This window comes from Pseudomonas sp. C2B4 (assembly GCF_013359695.1).
Lineage (GTDB): Bacteria > Pseudomonadota > Gammaproteobacteria > Pseudomonadales > Pseudomonadaceae > Aquipseudomonas.
Map to the genome: position 1 here is coordinate 1 of NZ_JABFMU010000044.1, position 20782 is coordinate 20782.

Consider the following 20782-nt stretch of genomic DNA (forward strand, 5'->3'; position numbering starts at 1 on the left):
GGTTCCTTTTGGGGCGTTTGCCAAAAGGGACTCGCCGTAAGGGCGAAACCATAAGTGGCCGTTACCGCAGCAACGGATATGTACACCCCCACCCACAGCATGGTCGGCTATAAGGCCGCCAAGCCAAACCCAAACTGACAGCGCCGTCAGTTAGCAGTCACTTTCCTGACCGTCAAACAGGTTTATAAAGGAACATACCAACCTGTCGATCATCCAGCCCTGGCGCCTCACTCGCATGCGAATCCAGCAAAAACCCGCCCTGCTCGTCGCCCTTCTGATCCTCCTGGCAGCGCTGGGCCTGTGGTATGCCACCAAACCCGCCAAGGCAAAGCTCGCGGCACCCAGCGCCATCCCCGTGCGCGTGGTCAGCGTTGTCGAAAAAGACGTGCCCCGCTATGTCAGCGGCATCGGCTCGGTCCTGTCGCTGCACAGCGTCGTCGTCCGCCCGCAAATCGACGGCATTCTCACCAAAATCCTGGTCAAGGAAGGCCAACTGGTGAACAAAGGCGACCTGCTGGCCACCATCGACGACCGCTCGATCCGCGCCAGCCTCGACCAGGCCCGGGCGCAACTGGGCGAAAGCCAGGCACAGTTGCAAGTGGCCCTGGTCAACCTCAAGCGCTACAAGCTGCTGAGCGTCGATGATGGCGTGTCGAAACAGACTTACGACCAGCAACAGGCGCTGGTCAACCAACTCAAAGCCACCGCGCAGGGCAACCAGGCCTCGATTGATGCGGCTCAGGTACAACTTTCCTACACGCAGATTCGCTCTCCAGTCAGCGGCCGCGTCGGTATTCGCACCGTGGACGAAGGCAACTTCCTGCGCATGACCGACACCCAAGGTCTGTTTACCGTCACCCAGATCGACCCGATCGCCGTGGAGTTCTCCCTGCCGCAACAAATGCTGCCGACCTTGCAGGGCCTGATCAGTGATCCGCAACATGCCCGGGTCAAGGCCTACATCGGCGCCGACACCGACGGCGAAACCGGCAATCTGCTGGGTGAAGGCCACCTGACCCTGATCGACAACCAGATCAACGCCAACACCGGGACGATCCGCGCCAAGGCTGAATTCAACAACGCTTCGCAGAAACTCTGGCCGGGCCTGCTGGTGACGGTAAAAATTCAGACGGCGCTGGACAAAGATGCGCTGGTGGTACCGCCCACCGTCGTACAGCGTGGCCTTGATCAGCCTTTCGTCTACCGGCTCAAGGGTGACAAGGTTGAAACCGTGCCGGTGCAGATGCTCTATCAGGGCAGCGGCCAGAACATCATCAAGGGCGTAGCACCGGGTGACGTGCTGGTCAGCGACGGCCAGTCGCGGCTCAAGCCGGGCGCCACCGTGCAAGTGCTGACCGAACCACCGCAGGTGGTGCAATCGGAGGCCGCGCAATGAAAGGCCACGGTTCGATATCCGCCTGGTGCATCGACCACCCGGTGGCGACGGTGCTGCTGACGTTTGCCCTGGTGCTGCTCGGTGCCATCGCTTTTCCGCGCCTGCCGGTGGCGCCCTTGCCCGAGGCGGAATTTCCGACCATCCAGGTGGCGGCACAACTGCCCGGCGCCAGCCCGGAAACCATGGCCTCCTCGGTGGCAACGCCCCTTGAAGTGCAGTTCAGCGCCATCCCCGGCGTGACCCAGATGACCTCAAGCAGCGCCCTCGGTTCGACCATCCTGACCCTGCAATTCACCCTCGACAAAAGCATCGATACCGCCGCCCAGGAAGTCCAGGCCGCGATCAACACCGCCGCCGGCAAACTGCCCAAGGACATTCCGAACCTGCCGACCTGGCGCAAGGTCAACCCGGCCGACAGCCCCGTGTTGATCCTCAGCGTCAATTCTTCGCTGATGCCCGGTCCCGAACTCAGCGACCTCACGGAAACCCTGCTGTCCCGTCAGATCAGTCAGATCGACGGTGTAGGTCAGGTCGCCATCACCGGTCAGCAACGTCCGGCGATCCGCGTCCAGGTCTCGGCAGACAAACTCGCCGCCATCGGCCTGACCTTGGCGGACATTCGCCTGGCGATCCAGCAAACCAGCCTGAACCTGGCCAAAGGTGCGCTGTACGGGGAATCGAGCATCTCGACCCTGTCCACCAACGACCAGTTGTTCCACCCCGAGGATTACAGTCAATTGATTGTTTCCTACAAGGACGGTGCACCGGTCCATCTCAAGGACGTGGCCAAAGTCGTCAACGGCTCGGAAGATGCCTACGTCCAGGCCTGGGCCGGCTCGCAGCCGGGGGTGAACCTGGTGATCTTCCGCCAGCCGGGGGCCAACATCGTCGAAACCGTGGACCGCATCCAGGCGGCGCTGCCGGGCCTGGAAGCGATGCTGCCCGCCTCGGTGCAGGTCAAGACGCTGATCGACCGCACCCAGACCATCCGCGCCTCGCTGCATGAAGTGGAAATCACCCTGCTGATCGCGATCATGCTGGTGGTGGCGGTGATGGCGCTGTTCCTGCGCCAGCTGTCGGCCACCCTGATCGTGTCGGCGGTGCTCGGCGTGTCGCTGATCGCCAGTTTCGCCCTGATGTACATCATGGGTTTCAGCCTGAACAACCTGACGCTGGTGGCGATCGTGGTCGCCGTGGGCTTTGTGGTCGACGATGCGATTGTGGTGGTGGAGAACATCCACCGTCATCTGGAGGCCGGCGATGGCATGCGCGAGGCCGCGATCAAGGGTGCCGGGGAAATCGGCTTCACCGTGGTGTCGATCAGTTTCTCGCTGGTGGCGGCGTTCATTCCGCTGCTGTTCATGGGCGGCGTGGTCGGACGGCTGTTCAAGGAATTCGCTCTGACTGCCACTTCAACCATCCTGATTTCGGTGGTCGTTTCCCTGACCCTGGCGCCTACCCTGGCGGCGCTGTTCATGCGCGCCCCGGTGCACGACGCCCATGGCAAGAAGGGCTTTGGCGAGCGGCTGTTGGCCCTTTACGAAAAAGGCCTGCGCCGCGCCCTCGCCCACCAGAAACTGATGATCGGTATTTTCGGCCTGTCGGTGGCACTGGCTGTCGGTGGTTATGTCTTCATTCCCAAGGGCTTCTTCCCGGTGCAGGACACCGGTTTCGTCCTCGGCACCACCGAAGCGGCTGCGGACATTTCCTACGGGGACATGGTGAAAAAACACCTGGCGATGGCCGAAATCGTCGCCGCCGATCCCGCCGTCGAAACGTTCTCCCACTCGGTCGGTGTCTCGGGCAGCAACCAGACCATCGCCAACGGCCGCTTCTGGATTGCCCTGAAAAAACGCGGTGACCGCGATGTCTCGGCCAGTGAGTTCATCGACCGCATTCGCCCGCAACTGATGAAAGTCCCGGGCATCGTCCTGTACTTGCGCGCCGGCCAGGACATCAACCTCAGTTCCGGCCCGAGCCGCGCCCAGTACCAATACGTGCTCAAGAGCAACGACGGCGCGGTGCTGAGCACCTGGACCCAGCGCCTGACGGAAAAACTGCGCAGCAACCCGGCCTTCCGCGACGTGTCCAATGACCTGCAACTGGGCGGCAGCATCACGCACATCAGCATCGACCGCAGCGCGGCGGCACGCTTCGGCCTGACCGCCAGCGATGTCGACGAAGCCCTCTACGACGCTTTCGGTCAACGCCAGATCAATGAGTTCCAGACCCAAATCAACCAATACAACGTGATCCTGGAACTGGACACCAAGCAGCGCGGCAAGGCGGAAAGCCTCAACTATTTCTACCTGCGTTCGCCCTTGAGCGGTGAGATGGTCCCGCTGTCGGCGCTGGCCCGGTTCGATGCGCCCAGCATAGGCCCGCTGTCCATTGCCCATGACGGCATGTTCCCTGCCGCCAACATGTCGTTTAACCTCGCACCCGGCGTGGCGTTGGGCGATGCGGTGATCATGCTCAACCAGGCCAAGGCCGACATCGGCATGCCGGTAGCGATCAGCGGCAACTTCCAGGGCGCGGCCCAGGCGTTCCAGAGTTCGCTGGCCAGCCAGCCCTGGCTGATCCTGGCGGCGCTGGTGGCGGTGTACATCATTCTCGGCGTGCTCTACGAGAGCTTCGTCCATCCGCTGACCATCATCTCGACCCTGCCTGCGGCGGGACTGGGTGCGGTGATCATGTTGTGGATCTGCGGCCAGGACTTTTCGATCATGGCGCTGATCGGCCTGGTGCTGCTGATCGGCATCGTCAAGAAAAACGGCATCCTGATGATCGACTTCGCCCTCGAAGCCCAGCGCAAGGGCGGCTTGTCGCCGGAAGAAGCGATCTTCCAGGCCTGCCTGACGCGGTTCCGGCCGATCATCATGACCACCCTGGCCGCCCTGCTCGGCGCCCTGCCGCTGATGCTCGGTTATGGCACCGGCGCCGAGCTGCGCCAACCCCTGGGGATCGCGGTGGTGGGCGGCTTGCTGGTGAGCCAGATGCTGACGCTGTTCACCACGCCGGTCATATACTTGTGGCTGGAGCGGCTATTCCATCGACCTAAACCTACAGCGCTGCCGGCGCTGGCGACCACAGACTGAGGCGGGGTCATGCGCGTTCTGATTATCGAAGACGAGGAAAAAACCGCGGACTACCTGCACCGTGGCCTGACGGAACAGGGATACACCGTGGATCTGGCCCGTGATGGCGTGGAAGGCCTGCACCTGGCGCTGGAAAGCGACTACGCGGTGATCGTCCTCGACGTGATGCTGCCGGGCCTCGACGGCTTCGGCGTGCTGCGCGCCTTGCGTGCGCGCAAGCAAACCCCGGTGATCATGCTCACTGCCCGCGAGCGGGTTGAAGACCGCATCCGTGGCCTGCGCGATGGCGCTGATGATTACCTGGGCAAACCCTTTTCCTTCCTTGAGCTGGTGGCACGCCTGCAAGCGCTGACCCGTCGCAGCGGCGGGCACGAACCGGTGCAAGTGAGCATCGCCGACCTGTGGATCGATTTGATCAGCCGCAAGGCCACCCGTGCCGGCACGCGCCTGGACCTGACCGCCAAGGAGTTCTCGCTGCTCAGTGTGCTGGCCCGGCGTCAGGGCGAAATCCTGTCGAAAACGGCGATTGCCGAAATGGTCTGGGACATCAATTTCGACAGCGACGCCAATGTCGTCGAAGTGGCGATCAAACGTCTGCGGGCCAAGCTCGACGGGCCGTTCGAAGAAAAACTGCTGCACACGATCCGCGGAATGGGGTATGTGCTGGAGAGCCGTGGTGTCCAGTAACTCGATCGCACTGCGCCTCAGCGGGATGTTCACCCTGGTGGCGCTCCTGGTGTTCCTGTTGATCGGCTGGGCACTGTACCAACAGGTCGACAAAGGCTTGGGCCTGTTGCCCGAAGCCGAACTGGATGCACGCTACAGCGTGCTCGAATCCACCGTCGGCCGTTACGGCACGCCCGAGCATTGGGTGAAGATCAACAACAAGCTCAAGCTGCTCGGCGAAGAAGACAAGCGCATCAGTTTCTGGATCATCAGCGGCGATCCGCACTACGAATACGGCCAGCTGACACCGCAGATCCGCGCGTTCGCCCAAGGCCCGCTGGGCATGCGTGACATGCAGTTGCCAGACCATCCCTACCCGCTGAAAGTGCTGGTCAGCCAGTTCCCGGCCAAGGACCAACGGCCGCCATTGCGTTTCATGATCGGCATCGACACCGAGACGTTTTACCAGACCCAGCATCAGTTGCTGATTGCCCTGGTCAGCCTGGCGATTGTCGGCGTGCTCCTGGCCTCGGCGCTGGGTTACTGGGTGGCGCGAATCGGGCTGAAACCGCTGATCAAACTGTCTCAGGAAGCCCAGCGCCTGGCGCCGCCCCTGCGTTCCGGGCGTTTACGAATGTCGTCACTGCCGCCGGAACTCAACCAATTCGTCCATTCGTTCAACTCCACGCTGGAGCGGGTCGAGCAGGCCTACTCGCGACTGGAGTCGTTCAACGCCGATGTCGCCCATGAACTGCGTTCGCCATTGACCAACCTGATCGGCCAGACCCAGGTTGCCCTGACCCGTGGACGCTCGGCCGAGCATTACTTCGAGGTCCTGCAATCGAACCTCGAGGAGCTTGAGCGACTGCGCTCGATCATCAACGACATGTTATTTCTCGCCAGTGCGGATCAGGGCAGCAAGGCCACCAAACTGACGTCGACGTCGTTGGCCGATGAGGTGGCGACGACGCTGGAGTATCTGGATTTCATCCTCGAAGACGCCCAGGTGCAGGTCCAGGTCAGCGGCGATGCCCAGGTGCGAATCGAGATCGCGCACTTGCGACGGGCGCTGATCAATCTGCTGAACAACGCCGTGCAGCACACCGAGCCCGGGCAGGTGATCCAGGTGCGGATCGAAGCCGAGGAGCATCAGGTCAGTATCGGCGTGGCGAACCCGGGTTCACCGATTGCCAGCGAACATTTGTCACGCCTGTTCGAACGTTTCTATCGCGTCGACGCTTCGCGCAGCAACAGCGGCAACAACCACGGGTTGGGGTTGGCGATCGTCAAGGCGATCGCGCTGATGCATGGCGGGGATGTGTTTGTGCGCAGTGACCACGGCATGAATACCTTCGGCATTCATCTGCCGGTCTGATCCAGTACCTTCTTTTGTGGGAGCGAGCCTGCTCGCGAATGCGGTGTGTCAGTCAACGCAGGTTTGAACGTTTAACCGCTTTCGCGAGCAGGCTCGCTCCCACAGTGGTTTCGGGTTGACCACAAACGTGTGTACAACCAACTGTTGCCTTTTACGCAACAGTCCTTTCATGAATCCGCTCTTTTTCCCATCGCCCGACATCCTTATCTTTGCCCGCACCAAACAGCACTTGCCAAGCAAGAAGGTTTTAAAGATGTCCAACAGTATGGGTATTGCCAGCGCTTTCGTTTTGTCCTCTTTGTTTGTCTCTTCGTTCGCCATGGCTGAAGAGTCGCAGGCTTTCGTCGCACAAAACGCCGCACGCGCCTCCGCTTACGAAGAACACCAGATCGAGATGACCGCCAAAGCTCAGGAAGCCACCCAGGCCCCGCAAGCATCGAGCATTCAAGCCCAGCCTCGGGTTGAAAAAGACAGCTGATTTCTGCGCATCGCTCCAGTTTCCCTCGACACTTTTCATCGGCTCTTCCCCTTGAAAAGTTGTCTTCCAAGCCGCTGCCCTCAGCGGCTTTTTTTCGTTGTGGCTTCAACGCCGTTTGAATCGCCCTCCCTGCAAAAAACATCCCGACGACAAAAACAGTGATGTTCCCCGTTGACCCAAGGAGCTTGTCCGCACGTGCGTTTCCCCTTCCGCTTCTCTTCGCTGTTCGTTGCATTCGCCGTAACGATGTCCGCCAACGCCCATGCTACTGATGATTCGACCGACGCCGGATTTGTCGAGGGTTCGCGCCTCAACCTCAACGCCCGTAACTACTACATGAACCGCAATCGGCTGCAGCAGACAGACGACAACATTGAGTGGGGCCAGGGCTTTCTGGGTGTCTTCGAGTCGGGCTATACAACGGGCACCGTCGGCTTTGGCATCGATGCCCACGCCATGCTCGGGCTCAAGCTTGACGGCGGTGGCGGCACGGACAACTCGAGCATCCTGCCGGTCAGTGATGGCAACGGCAAAGCACCGGAGTCCTTCTCGACCGCCGGTGGCACCCTGAAAATGCGTGCTTTCGATACCGAATTGAAGGCTGGCGACCTGTTTCTGGCCAATCCGGTGATTGCCGGTGGCGAAACCCGCCTGCTGCCCCAGACCTTTCGCGGGGCCAGCCTGACCAACCACAGCGTCGACGGCGTAATGATCGAGGGCGGACAAGCCAGCTTCACCAAGCCTTACAACCAGAGCGGCCATACCCGCATCGGCACGTCCTACGGTAGCCTGCCCTTTGGTGAGGACAGCCAGCACCTGACCTGGGCTGGCGTGGCCTGGAATGGCCTGCCGGGACTGTCCAGCAGCCTGTATGCCGCCGAGCTCAAGGACATCTGGAACCAGTACTACTACGACCTGGATTACGTCTACGCGCTCAATAACCTGATCAGCCTCAACCCTGGCCTGCACATCTATCACACGCAGGACACCGGTGACGCGCTACTGGGCAACATCGACAACAACACCTGGAGCCTGCATTTCACCGTCGGCCTGGGCAATCACAGCGTCACGGCCGCTTACCAGCGGGTCAACGGCAACACACCGTTCGATTACATCAGCCAGGGCGACAGCATTTTCCTCGACAACTCCCAGCAGTACTCAGACTTCAACGGCCCGAATGAACGCTCGTGGAAACTCAAATATGCCTACGACTTTGTCGGCCTTGGCCTGCCGGGCCTGACGTCGGCGGTGTCTTACTCCCGCGGCAAACTGGACCTGACCAAGGTCGATCCAGAAAGCCCCGGTTACTCCGCGTGGTACAGCGTTGATGGCAAGAACGCCAAACACTGGGAACGCGACATTGATCTGAAATACGTGGTCCAGAGTGGTCAAGCCAAGGACCTGGCCCTGCGCCTGCAATGGGCGACCAACCGGGGCGGCAACGGTTATGGCGCGCTGGATCAGGACACTGATGAATACCGGGTGATCATCGACTACCCGATCAATGTGTTCTGATCGGCAATTAATCAAAAGGCCGGCCCAGTCGCTGGCCTTTTTCCCGGCTGCTACGGTTAAGGAACTACGCTTACCCAGTCATTCCAGCAGACATCAGCCCCATGACCGTACGCCGCACCCCATCCCCTTCCGGCAGCGCCGGACGGCCCGAGATCCTGGTGATCCTCGGCAGCAGCCTGACGGTCATTGCGATTCTCGGCATCGTGACCTTTCTGCTGATCCGCGAACACGCCAACGCCCGACAGGCGGCCATACGCAGCGCAACCACCATCGCACAATTGATCGACGCCGACGTGCTGCGCACGGTGGAGCTCTACGACCTGACCCTGCAAGGCCTGATCGCCGCCGCGCAACGGGATGACCTCAAGGAGGTTTCGGCACAGATCCGCCACCTGGTGCTCTTCGACCGCTCGACCACCGCACGCTTCAAGAGCGACATCCTGTTGCTCGATAAACAAGGCGAGGTTCTCGCCGACTCGTCGTTGATCGAACCCAAACCGGGCAACTTCGCCGACCGCGATTATTTTCTCGCTCATGCCTTCAACCGCCACGCGGGGATGTTCATCAGTCGGCCGTTCAAACCCCGCTGTGATTGCGATTACAGCGACGAATGGCAAATCAGCTTCAGCCGGCGCATTTCTTCTACCACGGGTGAGTTCCTGGGTGTCGCGGTGGCCTCAATGCGCCTGGCGTACTTCGATCAGTTGTTCAACAGCCTCGACATCGGCACCGGCAGCACACTGGCCATCATCAACGACGATGGGGTGCTGTTGGCGCAGAAGCCCTTTTTGCAGGACAACTCGGTGGGCAAAAGTTTTGCCGGTCGGCCCAACGTCGTGCGCATGCTGCGCGAGGGCAGCGGCAGCTTTGACGGCGTGTCGAGCGTTGACCGGCAGCCACGCCTGTACACCTTCAGCCGGGTCGGCAACCTGCCGCTCACGGTTATCGTCGCCCTTTCCAGTGACGAGGTCTTCGCCACCTGGAGGCGCACGGCGATGGTGATCAGCGGCGCCACCGGCGTCCTGTGCGCCGCGTTGCTGTGGCTGACCTGGCTGCTCTGCCGCGAATTGCGCCTGCGCCACAGCGCCGAGCAAGAGTTGGCGCAACTGGCCGCCACCGATGCCTTGACCGGCGTGGCCAATCGCCGAACCCTTGACCAGACCCTTCGTCATGAATGGTTTCGGGCGCAACGTTCGGGCAAACCGATGTCAGTGCTGATGATCGATGCCGATCACTTCAAGGCCTTCAACGACCGTCACGGCCATCAGGCCGGCGACGAGGCTTTGCGCTCGCTGGCCGAGGTCATCGGCGCCAATGTCCATCGCCCCACAGACCTTGTGGCCCGTTATGGCGGCGAAGAGTTTTCGGTGATCCTGGCTGAAACCGACAATGAAGGTGCACGACAGATTGCCGAGCGCATCCGTGTGCAGGTGGAACAGTTGCCCGTGGTGGCAGGCGATGATCAACCGATGACGGTCAGCATCGGCATCAGCACCTGGACGACAGAGAGTGACATCAGCCTGGAACAGCTGCTGTTTTCGGCGGACAAGGCGCTGTATCAGGCCAAGGAACGGGGGCGTAATCGGGTGGTTTCTGCCTGAAACTGGCGGTGCGCCTACTGGCCCCTTCGCGGGCGAGCCCGCTCCCACAGTTTGTCCGCGTCCTCCTGTGGGAGCGAGCCTGCTCGCGAAGGGGCCTGCCCCGGCAACACAAAATCCGGGCATAAAAAAAGGCCACCCGAAGGCAGCCTTTAAAAACTAGAGAGGTTTTTACTTACACGGCCGCAACAGGGCGCATGTAAGAGATCGGTGCAGTGCTGGCATCTTCGAACGTCACGACTTCCCAGGCATCTGTCTGCTCAATCAACTTGCGCAGCAGCTGGTTGTTCAGTGCGTGGCCGGACTTGAAGCCCTTGAACTCACCAATCAGGCTATTGCCCAGCAGGTAGAGGTCACCAATTGCATCGAGGATCTTGTGCTTCACGAATTCGTCTTCATAGCGAAGACCGTCTTCGTTCAGAACACCATCGGCGTCAACCACGATTGCGTTTTCAACGCTGCCGCCGAGTGCGAGGTTGTGCTTGCGCAGGTACTCGATGTCACTCATGAAACCAAAGGTACGGGCGCGGCTGACTTCTTTAACGAACGAAGTGCTGGAAAAATCCACGCTTGCACTTTGTGTGCGGTCACGGAAAACCGGGTGATCGAAATCGATCTCGAAGCTCACCTTGAAACCTTCGAAAGGAACGAAAGTGGCGCGCTTGTCGCCGTCTTCCACTGTCACTTCCCGCAGGATACGGATGAACTTCTTGGCGGCGTCCTGTTCTTCCAGGCCAGCCGACTGAATCAGAAATACGAAGGGTCCAGCGCTACCATCCATGATCGGGACTTCGGACGCGGAGAGCTCGACGTAGGCGTTATCGATGCCCAGGCCAGCCATGGCCGAGAGCAAGTGCTCAACCGTATCCACCTTGACGTCACCGTTGACCAGCGTCGTCGACATGGTTGTCTCGCCGACGTTGGCCGCACGAGCCGGGATCTCGACCACGGGATCGAGGTCGGCACGGCGAAAGACGATGCCGGTGTCGATCGGCGCAGGCTTGAGGGTCAGGTAAACCTTCTCCCCGGAGTGCAGACCTACACCTGTGGCACGGATAATATTTTTCAGTGTGCGTTGTTTAATCATGGCTTGGGCCGCTTCAGCGCAAATTGCGAACTGGTATCAACAAAGGCTGGCGATGATAGCAGACCACGCCTTTGCTGAACACCAATCACCTTCATAGCCCTGATACATTTCATCAATCGGCCTGACGACGCAGGAAAGCCGGGATGTCCAGGTAATCCAGATCATCCTGCGGATTCATCTTCGCGGCAGTCGCAGCACCGGCCTGGGCCTGGTTGCGCATGACGGTCGGACGGTCCAGGTCACGGTAGTTCACCGCTGGAGCTTCCTGACGAACAGGGGCTTGTTGTTGTGGCTGCGAAGCCATCGAGGTGTGAACGGTATTGTCGATGACCTTCACAGGTTTCTCGATTTTAGCGCCCAGACCGGTCGCAACGACAGTCACGTGCAGCTCGTCGCGCATGTCCGGATCGATAACGGTACCGACCTTGACCATGGCGTGCTCGGAAGCGAAGGCTTCGATGATGCTACCCACGTCGGAGTACTCACCCAGGGACAGGTCAGGACCGGCGGTGATGTTCACCAGGATGCCGCGTGCGCCTTGCAGGTTCACGTCTTCAAGCAACGGGTTACGGATGGCCGCTTCGGTCGCTTCACGTGCACGGTTCGGACCGCTGGCGCAGCCAGTGCCCATCATCGCCATGCCCATTTCGCTCATCACGGTACGTACGTCGGCAAAGTCGACGTTGATCATGCCCGGACGCTTGATGATGTCGGAGATACCGCGAACGGCACCGGCCAGTACATCGTCAGCCTTGGCGAAAGCCGACAGCAGGCTGGCGTCTTTACCGAGGATGGTCAGCAGCTTCTCGTTGGGAATGGTGATCAACGAGTCGACGCTTTCCGACAGCAGGCGGATGCCTTCGTCGGCCAGCTGCATGCGCTTGCGACCTTCGAACGGGAACGGACGGGTCACCACCGCAACGGTGAGGATCCCCATTTCCTTGGCCACTTCAGCAATGATCGGCGCAGCACCGGTACCGGTACCACCGCCCATGCCGGTAGTGATGAACACCATGTTGGTGCCCTGCAGGACTTCGGCAATGCGCTCACGGTCTTCGAGAGCGGCCTGACGACCTACTTCAGGGTTGGCGCCGGCGCCCAGACCTTTGGTCACGCCGGTACCCAGTTGCAGGATGGTCCGCGCGCTGATGCTCTTCAGCGCCTGGGCATCAGTGTTGGCGCAGATGAACTCGACGCCTTCAATGTTGCTCTTGACCATGTGATTCACGGCGTTGCCGCCGCCACCGCCAACACCGATAACTTTAATAACCGGGCTTGCGGGGATGTTGTCTACGAGTTCGAACATTTTCCCTCTCCTTTACGTTCTCTAGTTTTTTCGCCTACTGCCTGTATCTACAACGGTGAAGCGTTGCTGCGGTGAAGCTTAAAAATTGCCCTGGACCCAGCTCTTGATGCGATCGAGCAAGGCGCCCTTCGGTTCTTCGTTGCTGTAGCTGTCGCGGCTGCCGATACCCGAGAACGAAATGCCGTCGGATTGCTTCTGCAGGCCGTACATCAACAGGCCGACACCGGTGGAATAAATCGGGTTGCGAACCACGTCATCCAGGCCTTTCACGCCGTGAGGCACGCCAAGGCGCACGGGCATGTGGAAGATTTCCTCGGCCAGTTCGGTGGCGCCTTCCATCTTCGACGTACCACCGGTCAGCACGATGCCGGCCGGGATCAGGTCTTCGTAGCCGCTGCGGCGCAGTTCGGCCTGGATCAGCGTGAACAGCTCGTCGTAGCGCGGCTCGACCACTTCGGCCAGGGCCTGGCGGGACAGCTCGCGCGGCGGACGGTCGCCAACGCTTGGCACCTTGATGGTTTCGCCGGCACCGGCCAGTTTGGCCAGGGCACAGGCGTAGCGAATCTTGATTTCTTCGGCGTACTGGGTCGGAGTGCGCAACGCCATGGCGATGTCGTTGGTCACCTGATCGCCTGCAATCGGGATCACGGCGGTGTGACGGATCGCGCCTTCGGTGAAGATCGCGATGTCGGTGGTGCCACCGCCGATGTCCACCAGGCACACGCCCAACTCTTTCTCGTCATCGGTCAGCACCGAGTACGCGGACGCCAGTTGCTCGAGAATGATGTCGTCGATTTCCAGGCCGCAGCGACGCACGCATTTTTCAATGTTCTGTGCGGCGTTGACGGCGCAAGTGACCACGTGAACCTTGGCTTCCAGGCGGACGCCGGACATGCCCAGGGGCTCGCGGACACCTTCCTGGTTATCGATCACGTAATCCTGCGGCAGGGTGTGCAGCACGCGCTGGTCGGCCGGGATCGCCACGGCCTGGGCGGCGTCGAGCACGCGTTCGAGGTCGGCGGAGCTGACTTCGCGATCGCGAATCGCCACGATGCCGTGGGAGTTCAAGCTGCGGATGTGATTACCGGCCACGCCAACGAATGCCGAATGGATTCGGCAACCGGCCATCAGCTGCGCTTCTTCGATGGCGCGCTGGATCGACTGCACGGTGGACTCGATGTTCACCACCACGCCTTTCTTCAGGCCGCGGGATGGGTGTGTACCGATCCCGACGATATCGAGCGTGCCGTCGTCCGCGACCTCGCCTACCAGCGCCACCACTTTGGAGGTGCCGATATCGAGACCGACGATCATTTTGCCGCTTTGCACGTTTGCCATGGGGTCCTGCCTCTCTTAATTCTTCGCGACAGCGGGATCGGCTGTCGTCGGCGCTACTGGTTCCCGCCAGCCAACAGCGAGGCCGTTGGCATAGCGCAGATCGATGCGCGCAATGTTCGTAATCTGTTCTTTGAGCGTCTTGTCATAGATGGCAATGAAACGGCGCATCTTTTCCACGAGGTTGCCGCGTCCCAGCAGCAGCTCGATCCCGGGGCCCGCGCTGCCGGGGCCGGTAGTCAGGAACCAGCTACCTCGTTCACGCAACTCCAGGCGTGCGATCGAGAAGCCCAGCGGTCTGAGCATCTGGCTCAAAATCTGATATTGCTGCATCACCTGCTGCTGAGCCCGCTGAGGCCCGAACAACTGCGGCAGATGCTCGTAATTTGCCAACTCTCGCGGCGTGAACGCCTGCCCCTGGTTATTCAGCAGCGACTCGTCGCCCCAGCGGGCGACCGGCAGTTGCTCCTCCAGGCGGATCACTACTTGATCCGGCCACACCCGACGCACTTCGGCGTGGGCAATCCATGGCATCTGTTCCAGCTCGGTGCGCATGCTCGCCAGGTCGATGGTGAAGAAGCTCGACGCCACATAAGGGGCGATCCGCTGCTGCACGGCTTGCTGGCTGATGTAACTGAGGTCGCCCTGCACGTTGATTTTGGTGATCGGCCGATCGGCATACGGCAGCAAACGCTGCGCGCCTTCGTAAGTACCGAACCCCAGCGCCACCAACAGCACTGGCCAGAACAAGCTTTTCAGAAAGCCGAAATTGGCTTTCGGCAGGCGCGCGGACATCGGCTCTTTGGCCACCATTCGGCTGGCACCCCGCGGCACCGGCTTGCGGCCGGGTGCGGGTGGCTGATGTCTCAACTGAGCGCCTTGCATGGTCTTAACCTCTTGGCTCTTCGTTGCCGGCAACGCTCGCCGCCAGAATCGCCAGAACCAATTGTTGGAAATCCAGACCGGCAGCACGGGCCGCCATCGGCACCAGGCTGTGATCGGTCATGCCCGGGGCGGTGTTGACCTCCAGGAACCAGAACTGTCCGTCGGCGTCCTGCATCACGTCCGCGCGCGCCCAACCGGCGATACCCAGCGCCTCACAGGCTTTTGCCGTGAGGTCCATGAGTTCCTTTTCCTTGGCGCTGTCCAGTCCGCACGGAATGCGGTACTGGGTATCGTTGGCAATGTATTTGGCGTCGTAGTCGTAGAAGCTGTGCGTCGTGCCCAGGGCAATCGGTGGCAACACCTGGTCACGCAGGGTGGCGATGGTGAACTCCGGACCTTGAATCCATTGCTCGACCAAAACTTGCGAATCGTAGGTACTGGCCGCTTTCCAGGCGTCGATCAAATCGGACGCGGAAGTCACCTTGGCCATCCCGATACTTGAACCTTCATGGGCCGGTTTGACGATCAAAGGGAAGCCCAGTTCCGTGGCCGCCGAAATACAATCGGCCTCGCTGCTCAGTACCGCGTGACGTGGTGTAGGAATGCCCAGGCTGTGCCAGACCTGCTTGGTGCGCAGCTTGTCCATGGCCAGCGCCGACGCGAGGATGCCGCTGCCGGTGTAGGGAATGCCCAGGCATTCGAGCAGGCCCTGCATGCTGCCGTCTTCACCGCCACGACCGTGGAGGATGACGAAGGCGCGGTCGATTTTCTCGCTCAGCAGGCGCTGCAGCAGGTCATCGCCCACGTCGAGACCGAACGCATCCACACCCGCGCTTTGCAGCGCATCGAGAACCGCGTTACCCGACTTCAGGGACACTTCGCGCTCGGCACTCTTGCCACCGAACAGCACGGCGACCCGGCCGAAGTCTTTCGGCGCAACGGTGGAGACGAGATTGGCGTAGGCAGCAGTCATTTCAACTTCCCCTCGACCGGCGCAGCCACGGCGCCGGCGAACAACTCACTTTTCAACAGTTTCGGTGCGAGACCGCCGATATCACCGGCGCCCTGGCACAGCAGAATGTCGCCGGCACGCAGCAGCGGCTTGACCACAGGTGCCAGGTCGACACCCCGCTCGATGTAGATCGGGTCGAGCTGGCCACGTTGGCGGATGCTGTTGCACAGCTTGCGGCTGTCGGCGCCCGGGATCGGCTCTTCACCGGCCGGATAGACTTCCATCAGCAGCAAGACGTTGGCATCAGCCAGTACATTGACGAAGTCGTCGTACAGGTCGCGGGTACGGCTGTAGCGATGCGGCTGGTAGACCATCACCAGTCGGCGCTCCGGCCAGCCACCGCGCACAGCCTTGATCACCGCCGCGACTTCGGTCGGGTGATGGCCGTAGTCGTCGACCAGCATCACGTTGCCGCCGTCGACCGGCAGTTCGCCGTAGACCTGGAAGCGTCGACCGACGCCCTGGAACCCGGACAGGCCCTGAACGATGGCTTCATCGCTGACGCCTTCGTCGGTGGCGATACAGATCGTCGCCAATGCATTGAGTACGTTGTGGTTGCCCGGCATGTTCACCGACACATCCAGCGGCTCGCGATCCGGACGCAGCACGGTGAAGAAGGTCTGCATGCCTTGCTGGCGAACATTGATGGCGCGCACATCGCAGTCGTCGCCGAAGCCGTAGGTAACGGTCGGACGCTTGACCTGCGGCAGGATTTCACGCACCACCGGATCGTCCAGGCACACCACCGCCAGACCGTAGAACGGCAGGTTGTGGAGAAACTCGACGAAGGTTTTCTTCAGTTTGTTGAAGTCGCCGTCGTAGGTCGCCATGTGATCGGCGTCAATGTTGGTGACAACCGCGACCAGCGGCTGCAGGTGCAGGAAACTGGCATCGCTTTCGTCGGCTTCAGCGATCAGGTAACGGCTGGTGCCCAGCTGGGCGTTGGTGCCCGCGGCATTCAGACGGCCACCGATGACAAACGTCGGGTCCAGACCGCCGGCGGCAAACACCGAAGCGATCAAACTGGTGGTAGTGGTCTTGCCATGGGTACCGGCGACGGCGATGCCGTGGCGATAGCGCATCAGCTCAGCGAGCATTTCTGCACGCGGCACCACGGGGATGCGACGTTCCAGCGCGTTGGCCACTTCCGGGTTGGAGGTGTTCACGGCACTCGACACCACCAGCACATCGGCAGCGGCGGCGTTTTCGGCGCGGTGACCAATGAAAATCTGCGCGCCGAAGGACTCCAGGCGCTCGGTGACCGGCGATGCTTTCAGGTCGGAACCGGATACTTCGTAACCCAGGTTCAGCAACACTTCGGCAATGCCGCACATGCCCACACCGCCGATCCCGACGAAGTGGATGCGACGGATGCGGCGCATTTCCGGTTGTGGCATGGCTTTCTGTTTCTCAACCATGGGCCACCTCCAGGCAGGTATCGACCACGTTACGGGTGGCATCGGGTTTGGCCAGGCGGCGGGCCGCAGTGGCCATATCGTTGAGTCGTTGTGGTTGCATCAGGACCTCTGTCAGGCGCGCGGCAAGATCCGCTGCGCCAGTCGTTCTTTGCGGCATCAGGAAGGCAGCGCCTTCGCGGGCCAAATAATCGGCGTTGCGGGTCTGGTGATCGTCGATCGCATGAGGCAAGGGCACCAGCATCGAGGGCAGACCGGCGGCAGCCAGTTCACTGATGGTCAGCGCGCCTGCGCGACATACCACCAGGTCGGCCCAGCTGTAGGCTTGGGCCATGTCTTTGATGAAAGGCTGCACTTGCGCCTCGACGCCAGCCGCGCGATAGCGCTCTGCAGTCACTTCATCGTGGTTTTTGCCAGCCTGATGGAACACCTCCGGACGCAAATCGACGGCGACTTGCGACAGGGCTTCAGGCAGCAGCTTGTTCAACGGTTCTGCGCCCAGGCTTCCGCCCAGGATCAGCAAACGCGCCTTGCGACCGGCCAGGGCAGGTCGCGGTGTTTCGAGGAACAGCTCGGTGCGCACCGGGTTACCCGTGGTCCTCCGGCTGCCCGACAGGGTAAAGGTGTCAGGGAACGCTTCACAGACCCGGGCGGCCAACGGCACCAGCAGCCGATTGGCGGTACCGGCCACGGCGTTCTGCTCGTGAACGATTACCGGGACACCGGCCAGTTTGGCGGCAACACCACCAGGACCGGTCACATAACCACCAAAGCCGACCACACAGACCGGTCGCAACTGACGAATGATCGCCCGCGCCTGCCAGACCGACTTGAGCAACATGAAGGGTGCCTTTAGCAGGGACAACTTGCCCTTGCCACGCAGGCCGCTGGCGTTGATCCGGTGCAGTTCGATGCCGGCCGCCGGGACCAGGTCGTTCTCGATGCCACGCGGCGTGCCGAGCCAGTGCACGGTGTAACCGCGGGCCTGGAACTCGCGAGCACAGGCCAGCGCCGGGAACACGTGGCCACCGGTGCCGCCGGCCATGATCAATACGTTAGCGCCCATGGTTCGGCTCCTCGGCGAAGTCGCTCTCATGGAATTCCATCTCTTCACTGCCCAGGTGGGTTCGACTCTCCCACTCGATGCGCAGCAACAAGCCGAGACAGGCGCAGCAGATCACCAGGGAGCTGCCGCCGTAACTGAGGAATGGCAGGGTCAAACCCTTGGTTGGCAGCAGGCCGACGTTCACCCCGATGTTGATCAGGAACTGACCGATCCACAGGAACGACAAGCCGTAAGCCACATAGGCGGCAAAAAACTGTTTGGCCTTCTCGGCCCACAAGCCGATGTACATGCCACGAATACAGACGAAGACGAACAAGGCCACCGTGCACAACGAACCCACGGCACCCAGCTCTTCGGCCAGGACCGAGAACACGAAGTCGGTGTGGGCTTCCGGCAGGTAAAACTGTTTCTGCACGCTGTTGCCCAGGCCAACACCCAGCCATTCGCCACGACCGAATGCGATCAAGGCTTGAGACAGCTGATAACCGGCACCGAACTGGTCGGCCCACGGATCGGCAAAGTTGGTCAGTCGCGCCATTCGATACGGCTGCATCTGAATCAACAACACCACCGCCCCGACTGCCAGGACCACCATGAGGGAAAACCGGAACAACCCGACCCCGCCGAGGAACAACATCGCTGCGGCGGCCCCCATCATTACGACGGTGGCACCGAAGTCCGGTTCCATCAGCAACAGACCCGCCATCGGCAGCAAAACGATGAACGGCTTGAAGAAACCCATCCAGCTTTCACGCACTTCTTTCTGACGACGCACCAGATAACCGGCGAGGTAAATCACCACGAACACCTTGGCGATTTCCGAAGGTTGCACGTTGAAGAAGCTGAAACCGATCCAGCGCATCGAACCGTTCACTTCACGTCCGATCCCCGGGATGATCACCATCACCAGCAAACCGAAGGCACCAATCAGCATCAGCCAGCCCAGGCGTTGCCAGGTGGCGATCGGAATCATCATGGTGACAATGCAGGCGCCCAGGCCCAGCACGACGTAGATGAGGTGGCGAATCATGTAATACAGCGGACTGCCCGACTGCACCGCCGCCACTTCGGTCGACGCCGAAGCAATCATGATCAGCCCCAGGCCGAGCAACGACAGGCATCCGACGAGCATCGGAAAATCGAGGTCGATACCGCGTCCGGTGATGAGTGGCGATGGATACGGCTTGATGATGCCTCTGAGGCTCATACCAGATCCTCCACAGCACGGACGAACTGGTGACCACGGTCTTCGTAGTTCTTGAACATGTCGAAGCTGGCACAGGCCGGCGACAGCAGGACCACGTCACCTGGCTGGGCAGCGGCGCGGCACTGTTCCACGGCTTCGACCAGCGAACCGGCACGGATCAACGGCACAGCATCGCCAATTGCCTCACCGATCTTGTCGGAGTCACGGCCCATCAGAATGACGGCGCGGCAGTTGGCCGCCACCGGATCGCGAAGATCCTTGAACTCGGCACCCTTGCCATCGCCACCGGCGATCAGCACGATCTTGCCGTCGATGTCGGCACCCAGGCCTTCGATGGCCGCCAGTGCGGCACCCACGTTGGTGGCCTTGGAATCGTTGTAGTAGCCCACGCCGTCCAGGTCACGCACCCACTGGCAGCGATGCTCGAGGCCGGCGAAATTGCGCAGGGCCTCAAGCATGGCGTCGAACGGCAGGCCGACGGCATGACCGAGCGCCAAGGCCGCCAGTGCATTGGACTGGTTATGGGCACCACGAATTTTCAGCTCGCGCACCGGCATCAGGTTCTGGAACTCGAACGCCAGGTACTTCTCGCCGTTTTCTTCGCGCAGACCGAAGGCCTTGAAGTCCGGTTTGGTCAGGCCAAAAGTCCAGCATGGTTGGCCCTCGCCCATCAGTGGACGGCTCAGGGCATCCTGGCGGTTGACCACGAACTGCTTCGCGCCGCGGAAAATCCGGTGCTTGGCCAGGTGATACGCCGGCAGACCGCTGTAGCGGTCCATGTGGTCTTCGCTGATGTTGAGTACGGTCGCCACTTCGGCGTTGAGTTGATCGGTGGTTTCGAGCTGGAAGCTCGACAATTCCATCACGTACAACTCGACGTCGTCGCGGAGCAGGTCCAGCGCCGGCGTGCCGAGGTTGCCGCCGATGGCGACACGCTTGCCAGCTGCCGCCGCCATTTCGCCGACCAGCGTAGTCACGGTGCTTTTCGCGTTGGAACCGCTGATGGCCACGATCGGCGCCTTCGCGTTACGCGCGAACAGCTCGATGTCGCCGGACAATTTCACGCCACGGGCAGCAGCAGCCTGCAGGGCCGGGGTCGCCAGCGCCAGGCCGGGGCTCACGTAGAGCTCGTCGGCACGGCACAGGAATTCGACGTCCAGCTCGCCACAACGCACTTCCACGTGCGGATAGTCACGCTTGAGCGTGGCCAGTTCCGGTGGATTTTCCCGCGTATCGGCGACAGCAAACGGCTTGCCCCGGTTCGCCAGGAAGCGAACCAGGGACATGCCGCTCTTGCCGAGGCCGACAACGATGCGGAAGTGGTCAGAAGCGATCAGAGACAC

Annotated in this window: 16 protein-coding genes; 7 read left to right on the forward strand and 9 right to left on the reverse strand. The window is 61.1% G+C overall.

Annotation, left to right across the window (positions count from 1 at the left end; all coding sequences use genetic code 11):
• Positions 1-235: 235 nt before the first annotated feature.
• The 7 genes from HNQ83_RS22850 to HNQ83_RS22880 all read left to right on the forward strand — a co-directional run bounded on the left by HNQ83_RS22850 (position 236) and on the right by HNQ83_RS22880 (position 10129).
• Positions 236-1396 carry an efflux RND transporter periplasmic adaptor subunit gene (locus HNQ83_RS22850; protein WP_175391036.1) on the forward strand — a complete coding sequence of 387 codons (1161 nt, stop codon included), beginning with the start codon at positions 236-238 and terminating at the stop codon, positions 1394-1396.
• Positions 1393-4494: a multidrug efflux RND transporter permease subunit gene (locus HNQ83_RS22855; protein WP_175391037.1), complete on the forward strand. Its 3102-nt coding sequence runs from the start codon at positions 1393-1395 to the stop codon at positions 4492-4494. Before HNQ83_RS22850 ends, HNQ83_RS22855 begins: the two co-directional genes overlap by 4 nt.
• 9 nt (positions 4495-4503) lie before the next feature.
• Positions 4504-5181, forward strand: a complete 678-nt coding sequence (locus HNQ83_RS22860) for a heavy metal response regulator transcription factor (protein WP_175391038.1) — start codon at positions 4504-4506, stop codon at positions 5179-5181.
• Positions 5171-6535 (forward strand): heavy metal sensor histidine kinase, encoded by a 1365-nt coding sequence (locus HNQ83_RS22865; protein ID WP_175391039.1) that lies wholly within the window; start codon positions 5171-5173, stop codon positions 6533-6535. The genes HNQ83_RS22860 and HNQ83_RS22865 overlap by 11 nt, the downstream gene beginning before the upstream one ends.
• 253 nt (positions 6536-6788) lie before the next feature.
• On the forward strand, positions 6789-7013 hold the full coding sequence (locus tag HNQ83_RS22870; RefSeq protein WP_175391067.1) for a hypothetical protein: 225 nt from the start codon (positions 6789-6791) through the stop codon (positions 7011-7013).
• Positions 7014-7208: 195 nt separating this feature from the next.
• Positions 7209-8528 carry an OprD family outer membrane porin gene (locus tag HNQ83_RS22875; RefSeq protein ID WP_175391040.1) on the forward strand — a complete coding sequence of 440 codons (1320 nt, stop codon included), beginning with the start codon at positions 7209-7211 and terminating at the stop codon, positions 8526-8528.
• Between the two features lie 101 nt (positions 8529-8629).
• Entirely contained in the window at positions 8630-10129 is a 1500-nt protein-coding gene (locus HNQ83_RS22880; protein WP_175391041.1) for a sensor domain-containing diguanylate cyclase, read from the forward strand.
• 172 nt (positions 10130-10301) lie between these two features.
• On the opposite strand, the gene lpxC is transcribed toward HNQ83_RS22880, so the two are convergent.
• The 9 genes from lpxC to murD all read right to left on the reverse strand — a co-directional run bounded on the left by lpxC (position 10302) and on the right by murD (position 20782).
• A complete protein-coding gene (lpxC, locus tag HNQ83_RS22885; RefSeq protein ID WP_027619572.1) occupies positions 10302-11213 on the reverse strand; it encodes a UDP-3-O-acyl-N-acetylglucosamine deacetylase in 912 nt (303 codons plus the stop codon).
• A 112-nt stretch (positions 11214-11325) separates the two neighbouring features.
• On the reverse strand, positions 11326-12519 hold the full coding sequence (gene ftsZ / locus HNQ83_RS22890) for a cell division protein FtsZ (protein ID WP_150772183.1): 1194 nt from the start codon (positions 12517-12519) through the stop codon (positions 11326-11328).
• 78 nt (positions 12520-12597) lie between these two features.
• Entirely contained in the window at positions 12598-13857 is a 1260-nt protein-coding gene (gene ftsA / locus HNQ83_RS22895; protein ID WP_175391042.1) for a cell division protein FtsA, read from the reverse strand.
• 15 nt (positions 13858-13872) lie between these two features.
• Positions 13873-14739 carry a cell division protein FtsQ/DivIB gene (locus HNQ83_RS22900; RefSeq protein WP_175391068.1) on the reverse strand — a complete coding sequence of 289 codons (867 nt, stop codon included), beginning with the start codon at positions 14737-14739 and terminating at the stop codon, positions 13873-13875.
• 4 nt (positions 14740-14743) lie between these two features.
• Positions 14744-15712 (reverse strand): D-alanine--D-alanine ligase, encoded by a 969-nt coding sequence (locus HNQ83_RS22905; RefSeq protein WP_175391043.1) that lies wholly within the window; start codon positions 15710-15712, stop codon positions 14744-14746.
• Positions 15709-17169, reverse strand: a complete 1461-nt coding sequence (gene murC / locus HNQ83_RS22910; protein WP_175391044.1) for a UDP-N-acetylmuramate--L-alanine ligase — start codon at positions 17167-17169, stop codon at positions 15709-15711. The genes HNQ83_RS22905 and murC overlap by 4 nt, the downstream gene beginning before the upstream one ends.
• Complete coding sequence (murG, locus tag HNQ83_RS22915; protein WP_175391045.1) at positions 17162-18232, reverse strand: undecaprenyldiphospho-muramoylpentapeptide beta-N-acetylglucosaminyltransferase; 1071 nt, start codon at positions 18230-18232, stop codon at positions 17162-17164. Before murG ends, murC begins: the two co-directional genes overlap by 8 nt.
• Entirely contained in the window at positions 18222-19439 is a 1218-nt protein-coding gene (gene ftsW, locus HNQ83_RS22920) for a putative lipid II flippase FtsW (protein ID WP_175391046.1), read from the reverse strand. Before ftsW ends, murG begins: the two co-directional genes overlap by 11 nt.
• Entirely contained in the window at positions 19436-20782 is a 1347-nt protein-coding gene (gene murD, locus HNQ83_RS22925) for a UDP-N-acetylmuramoyl-L-alanine--D-glutamate ligase (RefSeq protein WP_175391047.1), read from the reverse strand. The genes ftsW and murD overlap by 4 nt, the downstream gene beginning before the upstream one ends.